20 protein-coding genes are annotated in these 18,032 nt (G+C 67.4%); 3 read left to right on the forward strand and 17 right to left on the reverse strand.

Features of this window, described 5'->3' with window-relative positions:
- The first annotated feature begins 45 nt into the window (after positions 1–45).
- Both ACWFRF_RS32135 and ACWFRF_RS32140 read left to right on the forward strand, forming a co-directional pair.
- A complete protein-coding gene (locus ACWFRF_RS32135; RefSeq protein WP_378995765.1) occupies positions 46–762 on the forward strand; it encodes an NUDIX hydrolase in 717 nt (238 codons plus the stop codon).
- A gap of 100 nt (positions 763–862) precedes the next feature.
- Positions 863–1,357 (forward strand): nitroreductase/quinone reductase family protein, encoded by a 495-nt coding sequence (locus ACWFRF_RS32140; protein ID WP_387448939.1) that lies wholly within the window; start codon positions 863–865, stop codon positions 1,355–1,357.
- A gap of 11 nt (positions 1,358–1,368) precedes the next feature.
- Here the strand turns inward: ACWFRF_RS32140 and ACWFRF_RS32145 are convergent, their stop codons facing one another.
- The 6 genes from ACWFRF_RS32145 to bioB all read right to left on the reverse strand — a co-directional run bounded on the left by ACWFRF_RS32145 (position 1,369) and on the right by bioB (position 5,394).
- Positions 1,369–1,536: a hypothetical protein gene (locus ACWFRF_RS32145; protein WP_358072375.1), complete on the reverse strand. Its 168-nt coding sequence runs from the start codon at positions 1,534–1,536 to the stop codon at positions 1,369–1,371.
- A gap of 95 nt (positions 1,537–1,631) precedes the next feature.
- On the reverse strand, positions 1,632–2,771 hold the full coding sequence (locus ACWFRF_RS32150) for an AI-2E family transporter (RefSeq protein ID WP_452453870.1): 1,140 nt from the start codon (positions 2,769–2,771) through the stop codon (positions 1,632–1,634).
- A gap of 61 nt (positions 2,772–2,832) precedes the next feature.
- Positions 2,833–3,366 carry a DUF1353 domain-containing protein gene (locus ACWFRF_RS32155; protein WP_379312025.1) on the reverse strand — a complete coding sequence of 178 codons (534 nt, stop codon included), beginning with the start codon at positions 3,364–3,366 and terminating at the stop codon, positions 2,833–2,835.
- A gap of 70 nt (positions 3,367–3,436) precedes the next feature.
- Entirely contained in the window at positions 3,437–4,060 is a 624-nt protein-coding gene (locus ACWFRF_RS32160; protein WP_452453872.1) for a DUF2567 domain-containing protein, read from the reverse strand.
- 26 nt (positions 4,061–4,086) lie between these two features.
- The gene (gene bsaP / locus ACWFRF_RS32165; protein ID WP_378637366.1) at positions 4,087–4,296 is read right to left on the reverse strand and encodes a biotin synthase auxiliary protein BsaP; all 210 of its coding nucleotides are present in this window, start codon (positions 4,294–4,296) and stop codon (positions 4,087–4,089) included.
- 84 nt (positions 4,297–4,380) lie between these two features.
- Positions 4,381–5,394, reverse strand: a complete 1,014-nt coding sequence (gene bioB / locus ACWFRF_RS32170) for a biotin synthase BioB (RefSeq protein ID WP_378637307.1) — start codon at positions 5,392–5,394, stop codon at positions 4,381–4,383.
- Positions 5,395–5,543: 149 nt separating this feature from the next.
- Here bioB and ACWFRF_RS32175 point away from each other — a divergent pair, with 149 nt between their 5' ends.
- Positions 5,544–6,128 carry a TetR/AcrR family transcriptional regulator C-terminal domain-containing protein gene (locus tag ACWFRF_RS32175; RefSeq protein WP_379312027.1) on the forward strand — a complete coding sequence of 195 codons (585 nt, stop codon included), beginning with the start codon at positions 5,544–5,546 and terminating at the stop codon, positions 6,126–6,128.
- Here ACWFRF_RS32175 and ACWFRF_RS32180 read toward each other — a convergent pair whose 3' ends face one another.
- From ACWFRF_RS32180 to ACWFRF_RS32230, 11 genes are all read right to left on the reverse strand, one after another.
- Positions 6,129–7,274, reverse strand: coding sequence for an alpha/beta fold hydrolase (locus ACWFRF_RS32180; RefSeq protein ID WP_379312028.1), 1,146 nt, complete (start codon positions 7,272–7,274; stop codon positions 6,129–6,131).
- A gap of 323 nt (positions 7,275–7,597) precedes the next feature.
- Entirely contained in the window at positions 7,598–8,821 is a 1,224-nt protein-coding gene (locus tag ACWFRF_RS32185; protein ID WP_452453875.1) for an MFS transporter, read from the reverse strand.
- A 49-nt stretch (positions 8,822–8,870) separates the two neighbouring features.
- Complete coding sequence (locus ACWFRF_RS32190) at positions 8,871–10,220, reverse strand: LLM class flavin-dependent oxidoreductase (protein WP_378995781.1); 1,350 nt, start codon at positions 10,218–10,220, stop codon at positions 8,871–8,873.
- Entirely contained in the window at positions 10,217–10,981 is a 765-nt protein-coding gene (locus tag ACWFRF_RS32195; protein ID WP_378995784.1) for an ABC transporter ATP-binding protein, read from the reverse strand. The genes ACWFRF_RS32190 and ACWFRF_RS32195 overlap by 4 nt, the downstream gene beginning before the upstream one ends.
- A complete protein-coding gene (locus ACWFRF_RS32200) occupies positions 10,957–11,817 on the reverse strand; it encodes an ABC transporter permease (protein ID WP_387448952.1) in 861 nt (286 codons plus the stop codon). Before ACWFRF_RS32200 ends, ACWFRF_RS32195 begins: the two co-directional genes overlap by 25 nt.
- Positions 11,817–12,908, reverse strand: coding sequence for an ABC transporter substrate-binding protein (locus tag ACWFRF_RS32205; RefSeq protein ID WP_379312033.1), 1,092 nt, complete (start codon positions 12,906–12,908; stop codon positions 11,817–11,819). Before ACWFRF_RS32205 ends, ACWFRF_RS32200 begins: the two co-directional genes overlap by 1 nt.
- Positions 12,909–12,993: 85 nt before the next feature.
- Positions 12,994–13,464 (reverse strand): SRPBCC domain-containing protein, encoded by a 471-nt coding sequence (locus ACWFRF_RS32210; protein ID WP_452453878.1) that lies wholly within the window; start codon positions 13,462–13,464, stop codon positions 12,994–12,996.
- A gap of 35 nt (positions 13,465–13,499) precedes the next feature.
- Positions 13,500–14,696 carry an ROK family protein gene (locus tag ACWFRF_RS32215; RefSeq protein WP_449971979.1) on the reverse strand — a complete coding sequence of 399 codons (1,197 nt, stop codon included), beginning with the start codon at positions 14,694–14,696 and terminating at the stop codon, positions 13,500–13,502.
- A gap of 25 nt (positions 14,697–14,721) precedes the next feature.
- A complete protein-coding gene (locus ACWFRF_RS32220) occupies positions 14,722–15,963 on the reverse strand; it encodes a sugar ABC transporter permease (protein WP_378995794.1) in 1,242 nt (413 codons plus the stop codon).
- Positions 15,960–16,724: an ATP-binding cassette domain-containing protein gene (locus tag ACWFRF_RS32225; RefSeq protein ID WP_452453881.1), complete on the reverse strand. Its 765-nt coding sequence runs from the start codon at positions 16,722–16,724 to the stop codon at positions 15,960–15,962. The genes ACWFRF_RS32220 and ACWFRF_RS32225 overlap by 4 nt, the downstream gene beginning before the upstream one ends.
- A complete protein-coding gene (locus ACWFRF_RS32230; protein ID WP_378995798.1) occupies positions 16,724–17,809 on the reverse strand; it encodes a sugar ABC transporter substrate-binding protein in 1,086 nt (361 codons plus the stop codon). The genes ACWFRF_RS32225 and ACWFRF_RS32230 overlap by 1 nt, the downstream gene beginning before the upstream one ends.
- Positions 17,810–18,032 lie beyond the last annotated feature (223 nt).

Consider the following 18,032-nt stretch of genomic DNA (forward strand, 5'->3'; position numbering starts at 1 on the left):
GCCGCGATTCGCACCAAACCAGGTTTTCGACTTACAATCGAAAACGTGCCCCATAGTAACACCATCCACGAATCGCTCACCGCGGTGTTCCAGGTTCGCCGCTTCCCATCGAGCATTTCCGCAGGTAGAGGCGCCAAGCACCCGGAGTTGGCGGTTCTGCTGTGGGAACGCGCGCTCGATCCGCAGAAAGGCACGTGGTCACTACCCGGCGGCCGCCTGCGCGACGACGAGGACCTCGACACCTCCGCCCGGCGTCAGCTCGCCGAGAAGGTCGACGTGCGCGACCTGCACCACCTCGAGCAGGTGTCAGTGTTCAGCAATCCCGACCGCGTCCCCGCCCCGCGCCGCATCGCCTCGGCCTACCTCGGCCTGGTCCCCCTCACCACCGAACCCGAACTCCCGTCCGACACCACCTGGCACCCGGTCTCGAATCTGCCCGACATGTCCTTCGACCATCGCACCGTCGTCGACCACGCCCGCACCCGCCTGGCCGCCAAACTCTCCTACACCAACATCGCCTACGCCCTGGCCCCCGACACTTTCACCATGTCGACCCTGCGCGAAATCTATTGCGCCGCACTCGGATACGACGTGGACACCACCAATCTCCAGCGAGTCCTCACCCGCCGCAAGGTGATCACCCCCACCGGCGACACCGCCCCGTCCGGCCGGGCAGGCGGCCGTCCCGCGGCGCTCTACCGCTTCACCGACTCCGGCCTGCGAGTAACCGACGAGTTCGCCGCCCTCCGTCCCCCGACGTGACCGAAGTTCTCACACCGCGCCGGATCACCGTGCAGACCACGTAGCGGTGACAGTCGGTCGACGGCCGAAAGTTGTCGGTGGCCGGTGCCACACTGCGAGCATGGACAACGACGCGACGGACGCGAAGCAGACCACTTCCTATGACGACCCGGATGCTCCCTGGAACAAGGAGTTCTCCGAGGAGGAGATGGCGGGCTGGAACGACGGGGTCATCACGGAGTTCCGGGAGAACCAGGGTCGGGTCGGGGGCGACTACGCGGGCGCCACCCTGCTGTTGCTGACGACGACGGGCGCCAAAAGCGGTAAGCCGCATGTGGTTCCGCTCGGCGCGCTGTATCGCGGTGACCTGATGTATGTGAGCTCGTTCATCGAGGATCGGTACCCGGCCTGGTATCACAACGCCAAGGCCGACCCACGGGTGACGATCGAACTGGGCGGCGAGAAGTTCGCGGCGACGGCCGACGTACTCACCGGCGAGCGCTACGACGAGTTCGCGGCATGGGCACTGGCGGAGAACTCCTTGCTGGCCGAGTATCAGGCCAAGGTCGACAAGCCGCTACCGCTGGTGGTGCTGACCCGGACAGCATCACAGTAGCCCCGGCGGCGTCACGAATCGTGGCGGCGATCGCGATGCTTCGGCGAGCGGCGGTAAGCGCGCCCGCTGGGCACCGCGGTGGCAGCGGACGAGCTGCGCAGGGCGTGGCGGCGGCGCCAGGCGACCAGATCGGGTCGCTCGGCGGGCGGCTCAGTGGATTGCCCGGCTGCGGTCTTCATGGTCAAGGTCCTCCCCCGAAATACGATGCTGCCAGGATAGGGAGCGGGTCCGACCGCGTTCCACTGGTTTTCGGTGAACCGATCCGCGGCGCCCGCTATTCCTTGTCCACCGCTGTCCGGGCCCCGGTCGGCTTGCCGGATTCCTTGCGCGGCGCGGGTTTCTGGTCGATCGGCGCACCGATCAGCACATCCGCCCATCGTGTAGTCGGGTCGATGTCGAACAGCAGCGCCTTCACCAGCAGCGTCAGCGGAATCGCCAGCAGCGCGCCGAGCGCCCCGATCACCCACGCCCAGAACACCAGCGACAGGAATGTGATGGTGACTCCGAGGCCCACGGCGTCACCGACGAACTTGGGCTGAATGATCGACTGGATCACGAAGTTGATCACCGAATAGACCACGATCACCCAGATCATCAGCACCGGACCGCTGTCGAGCAGGGCCAGCAGCGCGGGCGGGATGACGCCGATAACGAACCCGACGTTCGGGATGTAGTTGGTGATGAACGACAGCAGCGCCCACAGGATCGGCAGCGGTACCCCCATCAACCACAGTGCCCCACCGTCGATCACGGCCACGATGGCACCGAACACCGTGGATACGATGAGGTATTTGCGCGTTCCGGTGACGAAATCGTCCAGTGCCTGTGCGATCGCGGGCCGCTCGCGAGCCACGATCGCCAGCCGGCGGTCCATCGTCATCCCGTCGACGGCCATGAACAGCAGCAGCGCCACGACGAAGAACAGATTCGAGAAGACTCCGAGCACCCCGCCGACCAGCTCCTCGATGACACTCGCGGCCTTACCCACGTCGATGCCGCTGAGCGCCTTGTGGATCTGGTCGGAGCTCACCCCGAGATCCGACAGCCAGGCGCGCCCATGGTCGAGCAATTCGTTGAGCTTGTCGGCATATTCGGGCAGCAGCGAGGCCAGCTGCACCGCCGACAGCGCCAGTGCCCCACCGATGCCGAACAGAATCCCGACCACCGCCACCAGTGCCGCGGCCATACCGAGCCAGGCAGGCCAGCCCTTGCGGCGCGCCCAACTCTGGATCGGTTGCACCGCGATGGTCAACATGAGGGCGAGGAAGACCGGTCCGACGATGCCGGAGAAGGCCTTCAGGCCGCCGATGGTGACCACTCCCGCAGCGAGCGACAGCAGCACGATCAGACCGCGCGGAATCGACCATTCGACGGGCGGGGCCGGGGGCGCGGTGTCGGTGCTCGGCTCGGACATGCGCCGAACGCTAACCACGCGAAGGCGCCGCCACCTCCCCCATTCCGGGTGAGATGCGCGATCAGGCGGTCTTCATCTGCGGTTGCGGCGGCGGCGCCGCAGTGTGGCGGGTGATCCGCCCCACTGCCCAGAACCCGAGCTCGACCACCCAGAACACCAGTAGCGCGGCGGTGACCACCAGCACCGGGATCACGAGAAAGACCACGGAAGGCACCGCGATCAGCGACCACCCGAGCACATCGACCGCACGCGCCCCACGAAGCCGGCTGCCGAGGCGGACCGCCGTCCACATCATCCAGCGTCGCGGTACCGAAACCCCGGCCTCGCGCAGGCTGCGCCGGAATATCCCGTCGGCGTCGGCGGGGCCGACTTCGCCTGTGCGGCACAGGTAGTCGTGCAGGATCGCGGCTCTGGTGTAGGCGCCGTAGCGCGGGATCAGCCACACCAGCGCGCGCGGCACCGAGGCGAAGTCGGTGCGGAATCCGGTAGGCACCGTGAAGGTTTCGACCGCGGCCTGGTAGGTGAGCGGTTCGGTGAGCCGCCAGAATTTCGCGTCCAGTTCCTCGACAACCGGACCACCACCGATGAATCCCACGACCGTTCCTCTCACACTACAGCCGGTATCTACCTGCTGTTATGCGAAAATGGTATCGCTTGATGGCCGCTCAGCCGCGTGGTTGCGAACTCGGATCGAAATCGCCGCTCGGCCGATACTGTTCGGCACCGTAGGGCAGGCGGTAGTCGTCGGACTCGTCGCCGAAATCGGCCGGACGCAAGTCGCCGAGCAGCCCGGCCGCGCCGGAATGGAGATCGACGGCCGGGTGCAACGCGGCGAGGAACAACAACACCAGGGCGGCCAGGAACGGCTGGATCAGCAGCGCGAGATCGGTCCCGACTTCCGCCGGCAGCGCGACGATCTGGCCGATCGCCGGATCGCCGGGACGCGGATGACGCACGCCCGCAACCCATTCCCCGATCCACATCATCAGCACAGCGCCCAACCCCGAGGCGAGCAGCATGCCGAGCACGAGCGCGGGCCCGCGCGTGGTCCGCACCCGCCACGCCCCGACCGCACTCAGCACCGCGACCACCGCGCCGAAGCACAGGAACATCGCGACCGCGTCGAACAGGTGCAGACTCTCGCCGGTGAGCACCGCGGCGCGCCCCGGCTGAGTAACCCGCAACCGCTCGGTCGGTGCGAGCAGACCCCACACCACCCCGGCCGCCGCACTCGCCACCAGCACCACGGCCATGACGATGCCGACGCCGACGATTTCGCGCCGCAACACCTCGGGGCGCTCCCCGCGACCGAGCACTACCGGCGTTCCAACTGTGCCGATTCGATGACACCGTGCCGTGAGCACTTGGCCCACCAGCCATCCGGGCTGATCTGCACGATCATCCGGCGTCCGCACTGCTCGCAGAATCGCGGTGGTTCGAGACCGAGCGTCGCCGACGCGGGCGTGACATCGTCGATCCCGGCCACGATCCGCTTGCCGGTGAACGGGTTGTAGCGCTCGTCCAATGCGGTTACCGCCTCCGTGAAGTGTGACTCGACGGTCGCGTCATCCCTGCCGACCTGGGTCGATACTCGATCGTACACAGCGTTTTACAGGGTTTCGTTGAGCGCCTTGATCGGCATGCTCAGCTCACCGAGCAGATCGAGGTCGGACTCGGCGGGACGGCCGAGGGTGGTGAGGTAGTTGCCGACGATGACGGCGTTGATGCCGCCGAGCATGCCCTGCTTGGCGCCCAGGTCGCCGAGGGTGATCTCACGACCACCGGCGAAACGCAGGATGGTGCGCGGCATCGCGAGCCGGAACGTGGCGATCGCGCGCAGCGCGTCGGCGGCGGGCAGCACCTCCAGGTCACCGAACGGGGTGCCGGGACGCGGGTTCAGGAAGTTCAACGGAACCTCGTCGGGGTTCAGCGACGCCAGCTGCGCGGCGAACTCGGCGCGCTGCTCGATGGTCTCGCCCATGCCGAGGATGCCGCCGCAGCACACCTCCATGCCCGCTTCGCGCACCATCCGCAGGGTTTCGAAGCGCTCCTCGTAGGAGTGGGTGGTGACCACCTTGGGGAAGTGCGACTTGGCGGTCTCGAGGTTGTGGTTGTAGCGGTGCACGCCCATCGCGGCGAGCTGGTCGACCTGCTCCTGGTTGAGCATGCCCAGCGAGCACGCGACCTGGATGTCCACCTCGTTGCGGATGGCCTCCACACCGGCGGCGACCTGCGCCATCAGGCGCTCGTCGGGGCCGCGCACCGCGGCGACGATGCAGAACTCGGTGGCGCCGGTCTTGGCGGTCTGCTTGGCCGCCTCGACCAGGCTGGGAATGTCGAGCCAGGCCGCGCGTACGGGCGACTGGAACAGGCCCGACTGCGAGCAGAAGTGGCAGTCCTCGGGGCAGCCGCCGGTCTTGAGGCTGATGATGCCCTCGACCTCGACCTCGGGGCCACACCACTTCATCCGCACGTCGTGGGCGAGCTCGAGCAGCGCTTCCAGGTGTTCGTCACCCAGGCGGAGCACCTCGACGGCCTGCTGCTCGGTGAGGCCCTCGCCGCGCTCGAGCACCTGCTCACGGGCGATAGCCAGAATATCGGTCTGGACGGGTGCCTGCGTCACGACGTGATGTCCCTTCGACGGGGGTGTGCGCACGTGCCGTGGGTGTGGTCCACCCGGCGTGGCCGTGCAACTTGAACGGTGTTCAGGATAGGGTAGCGGCTACGAGTGAACCACGACACTCGGGTCGGAAAATCGTCGGAAGGACGCGCGTGCAACTGCGGAAGACGGATGTGGTCGATGCCGCCGTCGCGATTCTCGATCAGTACGGGCTCGCCGATCTGACGATGCGCCGGCTCGCGGGCTCGCTGCAGGTGCAGCCGGGGGCGTTGTACTGGCACGTCAAGGACAAGCAGACCCTGCTCGGCGCGGTGGCCGACCGGATTCTGGCGCCGATGGACGAGCCGATCGCAGCCGCCGAATGGCCCGCGCAGCTCACCGAGCTGGCGCATCGACTGCGCGACTGCCTGCTCGCCTACCGCGACGGCGCCGAACTGGTCTCGGCCACCTATGCCTCGCGCCTGACCACCAGCAAGGCGCGCGAACGCCTGGCGGGCATTGTGATCCGTGCCGGGATGACCAGGGAGGAAGCCGATCTCACGGCGTACACCCTGCTCTACTACGTGCTCGGCCAGACCGTCGACGAGCAGTCGCGCATGCAGATGGACTCCGTCGGCGCGCTGCCCGAGGACAACACACCGTTGCTCGACACCCCCGACCCCACCGCGCGCTTCGACTTCGGCTTGCAGCTGTTCATCGCGGGCGTGCGCACCATCCTCGGGACCAGGGTGCGCTGATCAGGGCGGGTCGTTGCGATTGGCTTCCTGGTAGCGCCGCACGAACGGCAGTACCTGCGTTTCGATGACCTCGTTGTATTCACCCGGTCGCTGAATCGGATTCGCGTGCTCGGTCCGAGTCGGCCGCACCACCGACAGGGTGCCGTTGACGCCGCCGGACTGTTCGATCAGCACCCTGTGCGAATACTCCACGTCCACCACGTCATCGCGCGACGCCTCGCGGGGCCGGATGAACACGATCGCCGGGTTTCGCTTGTCCGGATTCGGTTTGCCGAGCGCCCGCAGATCCGCCGTGCCGCCGCCGGCCACGATCGCCAGGAACTGCGCCTCGATCAACCCGTTGCTGGCGGCATCACGAGAGAAGATCTTGTCGCGCAATACCTCCGAGGCCGCCTGACCCATGGCGCGGTAGTCGATATCGAAGAACAGTCCGTCCCGCTGCGCGAAACGTTCACGCCGAGCCGACATCTCGACCACGAAGCGCAGGAGCCTACTCTCCCTCGCCCCGGGCAACCAGCCCACCCACCGCACCAGATCGGCACCGCGACTGCGACTCTCCGGGCGGACCGCGTCCAGATCCATCGGCGTGCAATCCAGCACAACGGCCACCAATCGCCGGTCGCTGCCCAGGTGGATATGGCGCGCCACCTCGAGTGCGATGATCCCGCCCATGCTGTGACCGACCAGCACGATATTGCGCACATTGCCGTACCGCGCGGCCCGCACGATCATCTCGGCGATCACCTTGGTGTCGATACCCGCGTTGTCGTAGCGCACCGCCCACACCACCCCGAGGCGACTGAGCGCGGGCAGGGCCTTGGCGGTCGGTGCCGCGTTGACTCCCCCGAGCCCCACCATATCGACGACCGCGGTATCCCAATCCCGCGCGTCCGCGGGCAGATTCGCGGGCAGCAACTCCGGCGTGGTCTGTGCCAGCCGATCGCGTTCGGGAGCCACATCGTGCACCCAGTACTGCCCGAACACGATCATCGCGACCAGCAGCACCCCGAGAATTCGCAGCACCGCCAGCCTGGTCCGGCGCCAACCGCGCCACCCGTGTCCCAGCCTGGTTTCACGCAACCGATCCCGCCGACGCGCATCGTCGAAGTCCGCGACGGTGGACGGATGCCGATCGAATGACGACATACTTCCACTGTAGGGGCGGTCGAATCCGAACGCTTCCGGCCGCCGTCGCGAGCACCGCGCCGCAGTGGCCACCTCGGTGCACTACCGACGCCCGGACGTCCACGGCTGGGACCTCGCTCGCGCGAGCGGCAGCACGCCCCACTGGGACGACGACCTGCTGCGCGACACCTACGACGACACCGCCGATCGGGGCCATGAGATGGGTATCTACCGGCCCCGGGGTACTTGTCGCGGCCACCGCCCCGCTGATCGACCGCGTCCTCGGCCTCACCGGACGCGACCCCGCCTGGCCCTGGGCTTTCCTGATGCCGCCGGCGGCATCGTCAACTGCTCTCCACCGATTCCCTGGTTTCGTTCGGACTCGCGGCAGGCTTCCTCGGCACCGCCACCGCAACGACCGGGCGTCCGGGGAACCAGCGATACATCGCGGCCGCTCCGCCGAGCCCCGCCACCGCGAGCGCTCCCGCCGCCGCGCCCAGCACCGTCACCGCGCTGATGGCGCCGACCGCGATCGGGCCCGCGAACATCCCGATGTCGTGGGTGAGCCGCCAGGCACCGAGGAACTCCGCGCGCTGACCGGGCGGCGCCACATCGGCGCCGACGGTCATGATCACGCCGTTGCTCAACCCGTTGGCGAAGCCGAGCAGCACGGCGACAGCGGTCAGCCCGACCACCGACCCCGCGAACGGCAGCGCGGCATATCCCGCCGCGAAGGCGATCATCGCGGGAACACCGATCGCCTTGCGGCCGTAACGATCCAGCCAGATCCCGGCCGGATACGACATCAGCACGTCCACCGCGCCCGCGATACCGAACACGATGCTGGTGGTCGCCGCGTCGGCGCCGATGTGCACCGCCCACAACGGCAGCAGCGATTGCCGGGCCGCCCGTGCCGCTCCCATCAGCAGGGCGCCGAGTCCGAGCGTGCTGAGCAGCCTGCGATGTTCGACCACCACGGAGCGAATCGTGTTGTCGCTCACCACTGTCGGCGAACCTTCGGTCTCGGGCATGGCGAACACCAGCGCACCCGCGACGAGCATGGCGACGAGCTGGATCCACAGGCCACCGATCGGGCCGAGCCAGTGCACCGCGCCCGCGCCGAGGAAGGGCCCGGCGAAGAACCCGAACCGCATCCACCCGGCCAGCGCCGAAAAGGCCCGTCCCCGATCAGCACTCGGCACCACGGCCACGATGTAGGTCTGCCTGGCCAGCCCCCACACCGCCCCCGATGCGCCGTTGATCAGCAGCCCGAGGGCGAACACGGCGATGTTCGGCGCGAGGATGGCCACGAGCAGGCCCAGCGCGCAGGTGAAGGAACCGAGCGCGATCGCCTTGCGCTCCCCCGTGCGCGCCACCAACCAGCCCGCGGGCAGATCGCCGAGAATGAGCCCGAAGCCCATCATGGCGACGACCACGCCCGCGGTGCCGACCGACGCGCCGAGTTCGAGTGCGCGCAGCGGCAGCATGGGAGCCGCGGCGCCCGAACCGATTCCGTAGATGGCGGACGGAACGAACACCGCCAGCGCCATGGATCGCAGCTGAGTCACGGCGCCACCACCGACCGGCGGGTGCCGGGCCGGCTACTACAGCCCGCCGTCATCCGGCTAGTGCGGCACTGCGGGCGAATTTGCTTTCCGGGCGCGCGAGCCCGAAGTGGTCGCGCAACGTGGTCCCGGTGTATTCGGTGCGGAACAGCCCGCGCTCCTGCAGGATCGGCACCACCGTTTCGGCGAATACCTCGAGCCCACCGGGGTAGTACGGCGGCATCACGTTGAAGCCGTCCGCCGCGCCCTGGGTGAACCACTCTTCGATGGTGTCGGCCACTTGCTCGGGGGTTCCCGCGAACACCCGGTGTCCGCGCGCACCGGCCAGCCGGTGCAGCAGCCCACGCAAAGTCGGTCGTTCCCGCTCGACGATCCCCGCCACCACCTGCAATCTGCTGCGTGCGTTGTCGGTGACATCGCCCGCCCCCGCGAACACTTCCACGGGCACCAGTTCGTCGAGCTCGAGGGTCCGCAGCGAGGTGCCGGTGATCGATTCCAGCTGCTTGAGCCCGTATTCGGGCACCGTCAGCTCGTTGAACTCACGTTCCAAACGCAGTGCCGCGGCCTCGGTGTCGGCGATGAACGGGCTGATCCCGGGCAGGATCTTCACCTCGTCGGCGGTACGGCCGAACTCGGTGGCCTTGGACTTGATATCGGCGTAGAAGGACTGCGCGTCCGAAAGTCGCTGATGGGCCGTGAAGATCGCCTCCGCGTACTTGCCCGCGAAGGCACGGCCCTCGTTCGACGCACCGGCCTGCACCAGCACCGGACGGCCCTGCGGTGTCCGCGCCGAGTTGAACGGCCCACGCACACTGAGGTGTTCGCCGACGAAATCGATCGGATGGATCTTGTCCGGATCGGCGTACACACCGGCGGCGCGGTCGAGCACGATCGCGTCGTCCTCCCAGCTGTCCCACAGCCCCACCACCGCGTCGACGAATTCCCGTGCGCGGGCATAGCGTTCGGCGTGGTCCGGGTGGCGTTCGAGCCCGAAGTTGGCCGCGGCCAGATCGGTGCCGGTGGTGACGATGTTCCAGCCCGCGCGTCCACCGGAGATGTGGTCGAGCGAGGAGAACAGCCGCGCCAGGTTGTAGGGCTCGTAGTAGGTGGTCGACGCGGTGGCGATCAGACCGAGATGTGTTGTCGCCGCCGCGATCGCGGTGAGCAGCGTGATCGGCTCTAAGCCGGGCGCGGCATTGTGACGAACATCGGTGCGCAGGGCGGGACCGTCGGCGAAGAACACCGCATCGAGCTTCGCCGCCTCCGCGGTGCGCCCGATCTCCTGGTAGTAGGAGACGTCGTAGATGCGGTCGGGCCTGCTGTCGGGATGCCGCCAGGCGGCCTCATGATGCCCGGACGGGTAGATGAACGCGTTCAGACTCAGTTGACGCGGTGCACTCATGAGGCCTGTTTCACTTTCTCTGAATCTGTTGTGTCGACGCCGAGCCCGGTCAGCAGTACCTCGCGCAGCCGGACGAACTCCGGGTGCGCGTGTCTGCGCGGGCGCGGGGTCTCGATGCGTTGGTCGATCGTGATCCGGCCCTCGTCGAGGACCAGTACCCGATCGGCGAGCAGCACGGCCTCGTCCACATCGTGGGTCACCAGCAGCACGGCGGGCCGGTGCCGCTCGCACAGCGCCTGCAACAGGGCGTGCATCCGAATCCGGGTCAGCGCGTCGAGCGCGCCGAACGGTTCGTCGGCCAGGAGCAATTCGGGCTCCCGCACCAGCGACCTGGCCAACGCCACCCGCTGTTGTTCACCGCCGGAAAGCTCACGTGGCCAAGCCTTTTCCCGCCCGGCCAACCCAACTTCGGCCAGTGCGGAGCGCCCGCGCTGCTGCGCGTCGCGCCCGGTCAGCCCGAGCACCACATTGTCGAGTACCCGCGCCCACGGCAGCAGCCGCGAATCCTGGAACACCACCGCGCGCTGCGTCGGCACCGTCAGGTCACCGGATCCGGGCACGTCGGAATCGAGTTCGGCCAGTGCCCGCAGCAGCGTGCTCTTGCCGGAACCGCTGCGCCCGAGCAGCGCGACGAACTCGCCGCGCCGGATCTCGATGTCGATGCCGTTCAAGACGATTCGCTCGCCGAAGCCTCGGGTCAGGGCGCGGGTGCGTACGACGACCCGCTCGTCGGAGCTCAGTCGCCCAGTGTCTGTCGCCATGCCAGCACCTTTCGTTCCGTTGCCCGCACGGCGAGATCACCGAACAGTCCGAGCAGCCCGTAGATCACCAGACCGACGACGATCACGTCGATCTGGCCGTAGGTGCGCGCCTGGGTCATCAGGTAGCCGATGCCGCTGGTCGCGTTGACCTGTTCGACCACCACCAGCGCCAACCAGGAAATGGTCACCGCCAGCCGCAGTCCGAGGAAGAAGCCCGGCAACGAGCCCGGCAACGCGATGCGACGCAGGAATCCCCACCGCGACAGCCCGACCGTCTCGGCCAGTTCCACATAGCGCGCGTCGACACTGCGCAGGTAGGCGTGGGTATTGATGTAGATCGGAATGAGCACGCTGGTGGTGATCACGATCAGCTTCATCTGCTCGCCGATCCCGAACCAGACGATGAACAGCGGGATCAGTGCCAGCGTCGGGATCGCCCGCTTGATCTGCACGGGACCGTCGACCACCGCCTCACCGATCCGGCTCAGCCCCGCGACCAGCGCGAGTACCACGCCGATCGCCACACCGAGAACGAGGCCGATCACGGCCCGCTGCAACGAGGTCAGCAGATTGGACTGCAATCGTCCGTCGGCGATCAGCTCGCCCGCGGTCTGCGCGACGGTCCACGGCGCGGGCAAGGTCTCCGGGTCGATGGCCCCGATCGCGGAGCCGATAACCCAGGTACCGATGAGCAGAACCGGACCGAGTGCGAAGCCGAACGGGATCGGCTTGCCGGGCCCCAGTCTGCGCCGGCCTCGCCCGCGCGGGGCGAGTGCCTCGACCGGGGCCGTGCTGGTCCTGAGTTTGCGCAGCGCCCCGGCATCGATGGTGGCCATCAGCTCACCGCCGGTGCGAACGCGGCTCCGCTGGCGGTGACCGCCTCGGTAACCGCGGCGTCGAAGCGCAGGTCGAAACCGTCGACGGCCTTGATCTTCTTGGGCAGCTCGCCCACGGCGTCGATCGCGTCGATGGTGGTCTGCTGCCGGGCGATCAACTGCTGGTCCAGGTGCGGGAAGGTGTAGGTGCCCAGCGATTCGACGATCCGCTTGGCATCGTCGGCGCTGACCTTCTGGCTTCCGACGTAGTAGCGGGTGGCCCATTCCTCGCGGTGGGTGTTGGTCCATTGCCAGGCTCGCACGAACGCGCCGACCAGAGCACGGGTCGCGGCGGCCTTCGCCGGATCCTGGACCACCGCCCGGCGCGCGTACAGGTAGGCGAGGCCGCTGTAGATGCCCGTGGTCTCCGAGTCCGGGATCAGCGAGGCGCCCTCGGTGCGGAGGAACCGGGTCACGTTGGGTTCGATCAGCGGCGCGACGTCGACCTGAGCGGTGCGGACCGCGTCAGGGAACTCGGCCAGCTGCAGCCGGACCAGCTCCACATCGGTGGGCTTCAGACCCGCCTTGGTGAGCGCCTTCAGCACCGCCGCCTGCTGGGCGGTGCCCTCGGCGTAGGCGATCTTCTTGCCCTTCAGATCCGCGAGCTTGCTGATCGAACGGCCGGGCGCGACAGCGAGTTTCAGCGCCTGAGGGTTGGTCTGGTAGGAGCCGATGATCGGGACGTCCTGGCCGGCGGCCAGTGCGTGGATCGGCGGCACATCGCCGACCTGACCGACGTCGGCCGCGCCTGCCCGGAACGCCTCGAGAATGGCCGGGCCGCCGACGAAGTTCGCGAACTCGATCTTGAACGGCAGCTTGTCCAGCTCACCGGACAGCCGCAGCGCCGATTGCAGACGTTCCGACTGATCAGCGACGACGAGCGTGGTCCCCGGTGGAACCTCGGTGGGCAGTGGCGCGTCGGGGGTGCCGACCGGTGTGTTGTTGCCTTGCGCGCAGCCGGTCAGGCCGAGCGTCGCAACGGTTGCCATCGCGAGGAGTGCGGCGGTGGCGCGGCCACGCAGGCCGGGTCGAGAGGTGTTCGGTCGGTACATAGACGAATTCAAGCAACCACGATCGCCCCCGAACACCATTAGCGTTTCTATGATTTGAAGGGCACGACTCCGTGTGGGTCTGCGGTCAGCCGCGCGATTCCCGCTCGGCCAGCGCGCTCAGTTTCGCCAACGACTGGTGCCAGGTCCTCTCGTTGTCGGCGGAGCTCAGCCCCGGCGGAACCCCCTCGTGCACCGTGTCGAGGTAGGTGCCGCCGTCGGCGTCGGTCAGGGTGAACGTCACGGTTTGCGCACCGGTCATGTCCGGGATCTCGGTGACGAATTCCAGCACCTCGATGATCTGCTCATCCGGTACCAGCGTGCGGAACGTCCCGAAACAGGCGTCGCGGTGCGGCGGCCGCGTCTCACCTGTGGCCGTCGGCTCGTCATAGGTGAGGGTGATCGAGAACGATCCGCCCTCTTTCGGCTCGAACCGATGCACTTCGGCTGTTATCCCGGGCGGGGGCATCCAGGCCGCGACCGCGTCGGCGTCCAACATCAGGCGGTAGACGGTCGAGCGCGGCGCATTGATCTGCGTGCCGATCCTTGTGGTCGCCATTCCTTCACGATAGTCGCGAGACCGGCGCCGATCGATCACCTGCCGGAGCTACGCGCCAGTGTCTGGAGTGGGTCGGTCAGCACGTCGGCGAACGCCAGTTCCGCGGCCCCGATCAGCGGCGCGTCGTCGGCCAGCGCGGAGGTCCGCAGACGAACGCGTTCGCGCACGGCCAGTAGTCCGTTCTCCGCCAACCGGCTGCGGACCTGCGCGGCCGAGGCGAGGTAGATCTCGCGCAGGACACCACCGAACACGACCATCGTCGGGTTGAAGATATTGACGAGATTGGCCACCCCGTAGCCGAGCCAGTCCCCGACCTGGTGCAATGCGTCGCGGGCGACCGCGTCACCGCGAGCCGCCGCGTCGACGATCGCCTCGACCGCCGCCCGGCCGGTGAGGTCGGCACGCCCCGCCAGCGCGATCAACGCCAACTCCCCCGCCTCGGCCTCCAGGCAGCCACGTGAACCACACCGGCACGTCCGCCCGCCGGGGTTGACGATCATGTGCCCGACCTCGCCGCCGTAGCCGCCCTCACCACCGAGCAACTCACCACCCATGATGACGCCACCACCGATGCCGACCTCACCATGCAGGTAGATCAGTTCCGACACCCCCGCACCGACACCCCGCTCACGCTCGGCGAGCGCTCCCAGATTCGCGTTGTTGCCGACCACGACCCGAACACCGAGCCGCTCGGACAGTTTCGCGCCCACCGGCACATCCACCCAGCCGATGTTCGGCCCGTACCGCACCACACCGTCGCCCTGCCGAACCATCCCGCAGAACGCGAGACCCACACCCACGCAGACACTGTCGCGTCCTGCCGTGTCGATCATCGTCTCGGCCAGCACCGCCAGGGATTCGATCACTTCGTCGGGATCGAAAGCCGCACTCTCACGCGGCGTTTCACGCCGGTCGAGAATCACACCACCCAGACCGACCCGCGCTACCGCGAGCCGGTCCGCGCCGACGTCCAACGCGAGCACGAATACCCGCTCCGACTCCGGCCGCACCACCAGCGACGGCCGACCGGCCTTCCCGGTCTGGCGTGGCAGTTGCTCACTCACCAGCCCGGCAGCGGCCAGATCGGTGGTCAATGCCAGAATTGTGCTGCGGTTCAGGCCCATTCGCTCGGCCAGCTCCGCCCGCGAGACCGGCCCGCTCAGATGGACGTGGCGCAACAGCACGGCGAGATTACGTGTTCGGATCTCGTCCGGGGCGGGTGCAGCCCTCATCCGGCCCAGCCTTCCCGGTCGATGGTCAACTTCCTGGCAGCGAACGCTTGCGCGACAGCGCGTCCACCCCCGCCGCGAGCAGCAGGACAAATCCTGTCACAACGAATTTCGTGCCCGCGCTGTAGCCCATCAGGCCCATCCCGTTGTTGATCACCGCGACCACCGCGGCACCGAGTACCGCATCGAGCATCCGGCCACGACCACCGAACAGACTGGTCCCACCGATCACCGCCGCACCGACGGCGGTGAGCAGAACGTCGGAACCGCCGGTGTTCGGATCGACCGAGTTGGCCCGCGAGGCCGCGATCAAACCGCCGACGGCGGCCATCGTCGAGCACAGCACGAAGGCGCTGATCTTGATCCGGTCGACCGGAATGCCCGCGCGCCGAGCCGCTTCCACGCTGCCGCCGACCGCGTAGACATGCCTGCCGAACGAGGTGCGATTGAGCACGAAGGTCCACAGCAGCAACAGCGCGATGATGATCGGCACCACGATCGGCATGCCCTGCAGCGAGTTGACCTCCGGATTGCGACTGCGCTCGTCGTTGAGCACCAGCACCGCTATCCCCGCGACCACCGCGACCGTGGCGATCCGCAACGCGACCACCGGTGCCGTCTCGCCGGTCAGCCCCAGCGTGGTGCGCGCTCGCAACTTTCGGTACTGCACCAACGAGAACCCACCCACCAGCACCAGGTACATGACCCAGCCGAGCAGCGGCGGCACATTCTTGTTGGCGATCGCCAGGATCGTCTCGTCGTGGATGGAGATGTTGCGGCCGTTGTCCATGATCTTCAGTGCCACGCCCTGCAGCGCCAGGAACGCGGCCAGCGTCACGACGAACGACGGCACCCCGATCTTCACCACGATCGCACCGATGGTCAGCCCGATCACCACACCGGTGAGCAACGAGACGAGCACCGCCGCGTACCAGGGCCAGCCCTTGTCGGTGAGCAGGACCGCGAGCACCGCGGCACACACACCGCTGGTGAAACCGGCCGACAGATCGATCTCCCCGAGCAGCAGCACGAAGATCAAGCCCATGGCGATCACCGCGATGGCGGCGCCCTGGGTGAGCAGGTTCGCGATATTGCCCTGGGTCATGAACACCGGCCGCGCGATCCAGAAGACGACCGACAGCACCACCAGCGCGATAACCGAGGGCAAGGCGCCCATGTTGCCGCCACGAATCCGCGCGACATAGCCGCTGACCAATTCGGTCACCGGTGCGGCGGGCTCGGCGGCCTTGTCCGTGACAACCGCGCTCATGCCTGCACTCCGATTCCGAGACTCCCGCTGCGGCCGGAGGTGATCAGTTCGACGACCTGCGAATGCGTCACCTCGGCGGTCCGTACCTGTGCGGCCATCCGGCCCAGGTACAGCGCCGCGATCCGATCCGACACCGCGAAGACGTCGTTCATGTTGTGCGAGATCAGCACCACCGCAAGACCTTTGTCGGCCAGGCGGCGCACCAGTTCGAGAACCTGCTGAGTCTGGGCGACGCCGAGCGCCGCGGTCGGCTCGTCCAGAATCACCACCTTGCTGTTCCACAGCACGGCCTTGGCGATGGCGACGGTCTGGCGTTGTCCGCCGGACAGGCTGGCCACCTTCTGACGCACGGACTTCACCGTGCGCACCGACAGCCCGGCCAGGGTCGCACCCGCGAGCTCCTCCATGCCGTATTCGTCGAGCACGAGGCCGTGCTTCTTCTCCCGGCCGAGGAACATGTTCTGCACGATGTCGAGGTTGTCGCAGAGCGCGAGATCCTGGTAGACGATCTCGATCCCCAGTTCGGCCGCGTCTCGCGGATTGCCGATCTGCACCGGCTCACCGTCGAACAGCACTTCGCCCGCATCGATCGCATGGGTGCCGCCGATGCATTTGACCAGGGTCGACTTTCCTGCGCCGTTATCGCCGACGAGGGCCGTCACCTCACCGCGGTAGGCGGAGAAGTCGATATCGTGCAGGACATGGACCGGACCGAAACTCTTCTCTAATCCGCGTAATTCGATGAGCGGGGTGTCGGTCATCAGCGGACGCCGTTGTCCGCGCAGAGCTTGGTGAACTCACCGGTGCACAGCTCGGCCTTGTCGACGAAGCCGTCCGCCACGACGTCGTTCACGTTGTTCTTGAAGATCGCCTTCGGCTCGAGAAGCACCGCGGGCACCTTCGACTTCGCCTCGGGATCGTCGACAGTGCTCGGCGCCTCGCCCTTCTCCCCGTTGGCCAGCGCGATCGCCAGCTTCGCGCCGGCGGCGGCCTCGAGCTTGATCGCCTTGTACACGGTCATGCACTGATCACCGGCCAGGACGTTCTGCAGACCCTGGACCGTGGCGTCCTGACCTGTCACCGGGATCTGCCCGTTCAGCTTCTGCTTCTTCAGCACCGCGATGGCCGCGTTGGCCAGCCCGTCGTTGGCCGCGACGGTGCCGCCGAGGTTCGGCGTGCCGGTGAGCATCTGTTCGAAGATGGTGCCCGCCTTGGTGTTGTCCCATTCCGGAACGGCCTGATCCGGGCCCTTCACATATTCGCCCGCGTCGAACTTCGGCTTCAGCGCGCCGTCGTAACCGCTCTTGAACAGGGCGGCGTTGTTGTCGGTCGGGCCGCCGTTGAGGTAGGCGACCACCGGCTTGGCCGCCTGTTTGTCGGCCAAGCACTTCGCGAGGCCGTCGCCCATGAGCTGTCCGACCTTCACGTTGTCGAACGACACGTAATACGGCGCACCGCCGCCGAGAGTCAGCCGGTCGTAGTCGATCACGGTGACGCCCTGCGCTTTTGCCTTCTGAATGACGGCCTTGCCGGTGCCGCTGTCGAGGTTGGTGATCATCAGCACCGAGGCGCCGTTGGTGATCATCTGATCGGCGATCGTCTGGAAGGCGTTCTTGTCGCCCTGGGCATTCTGGATGTCGGCCTTGATCCCCGCGGCGTCGAACGCCTGCTGGAGGTACTTGCGATCCGCCGTCTCCCACCGCGCCGAGGTCTTGCTGTCGGGCAGGATGACGCCGATCTTGGCGCCGCCACTTCCCGAGGAGTTCGAAGTGTCGTCGCCGCAGGCGGTGAGCGAAGTGAGAAGTGCGATCGAGACGGCCGCGATGCCGAAGATCCCCTGACGCATGAGCGTGGGCCTTTCGTGGAACCACCGCCTGTGGGCGGTTGAGCTGGAGCGAATGTTGTTCTCGACAACATACTCCAGGGTGACCTGGCCCACACAGGAATCGGACATAGTGGTCCCCGAGGGTTTCCGGGAACGCAAAAAGGCCCTCCAACCGAAGTTGGAGGGCCTTTCGCAAAGATGTTCCGGCAGTGTCCTACTCTCCCACACCCTGTCGAGTGCAGTA

This window comes from Nocardia sp. NPDC055165, assembly GCF_053606985.1.

What these genes read in the sequence shown, in the direction of transcription:
- ACWFRF_RS32195 (WP_378995784.1), bottom strand. Translation starts at nt 10,981, where the DNA reads ATGGCGACAGACACTGGGCGACTGAGCTCCGACGAGCGGGTCGTCGTA.
- ACWFRF_RS32230 (WP_378995798.1), bottom strand. Translation starts at nt 17,809, where the DNA reads ATGCGTCAGGGGATCTTCGGCATCGCGGCCGTCTCGATCGCACTTCTC.
- ACWFRF_RS32220 (WP_378995794.1), bottom strand. Translation starts at nt 15,963, where the DNA reads ATGAGCGCGGTTGTCACGGACAAGGCCGCCGAGCCCGCCGCACCGGTG.
- ACWFRF_RS32150 (WP_452453870.1), bottom strand. Translation starts at nt 2,771, where the DNA reads ATGTCCGAGCCGAGCACCGACACCGCGCCCCCGGCCCCGCCCGTCGAA.
- ACWFRF_RS32210 (WP_452453878.1), bottom strand. Translation starts at nt 13,464, where the DNA reads ATGGCGACCACAAGGATCGGCACGCAGATCAATGCGCCGCGCTCGACC.
- ACWFRF_RS32225 (WP_452453881.1), bottom strand. Translation starts at nt 16,724, where the DNA reads ATGACCGACACCCCGCTCATCGAATTACGCGGATTAGAGAAGAGTTTC.
- ACWFRF_RS32145 (WP_358072375.1), bottom strand. Translation starts at nt 1,536, where the DNA reads ATGAAGACCGCAGCCGGGCAATCCACTGAGCCGCCCGCCGAGCGACCC.
- ACWFRF_RS32205 (WP_379312033.1), bottom strand. Translation starts at nt 12,908, where the DNA reads ATGTACCGACCGAACACCTCTCGACCCGGCCTGCGTGGCCGCGCCACC.
- ACWFRF_RS32190 (WP_378995781.1), bottom strand. Translation starts at nt 10,220, where the DNA reads ATGAGTGCACCGCGTCAACTGAGTCTGAACGCGTTCATCTACCCGTCC.
- ACWFRF_RS32140 (WP_387448939.1), top strand. Translation starts at nt 863, where the DNA reads ATGGACAACGACGCGACGGACGCGAAGCAGACCACTTCCTATGACGAC.
- ACWFRF_RS32180 (WP_379312028.1), bottom strand. Translation starts at nt 7,274, where the DNA reads ATGTCGTCATTCGATCGGCATCCGTCCACCGTCGCGGACTTCGACGAT.
- ACWFRF_RS32200 (WP_387448952.1), bottom strand. Translation starts at nt 11,817, where the DNA reads ATGGCCACCATCGATGCCGGGGCGCTGCGCAAACTCAGGACCAGCACG.
- ACWFRF_RS32215 (WP_449971979.1), bottom strand. Translation starts at nt 14,696, where the DNA reads ATGAGGGCTGCACCCGCCCCGGACGAGATCCGAACACGTAATCTCGCC.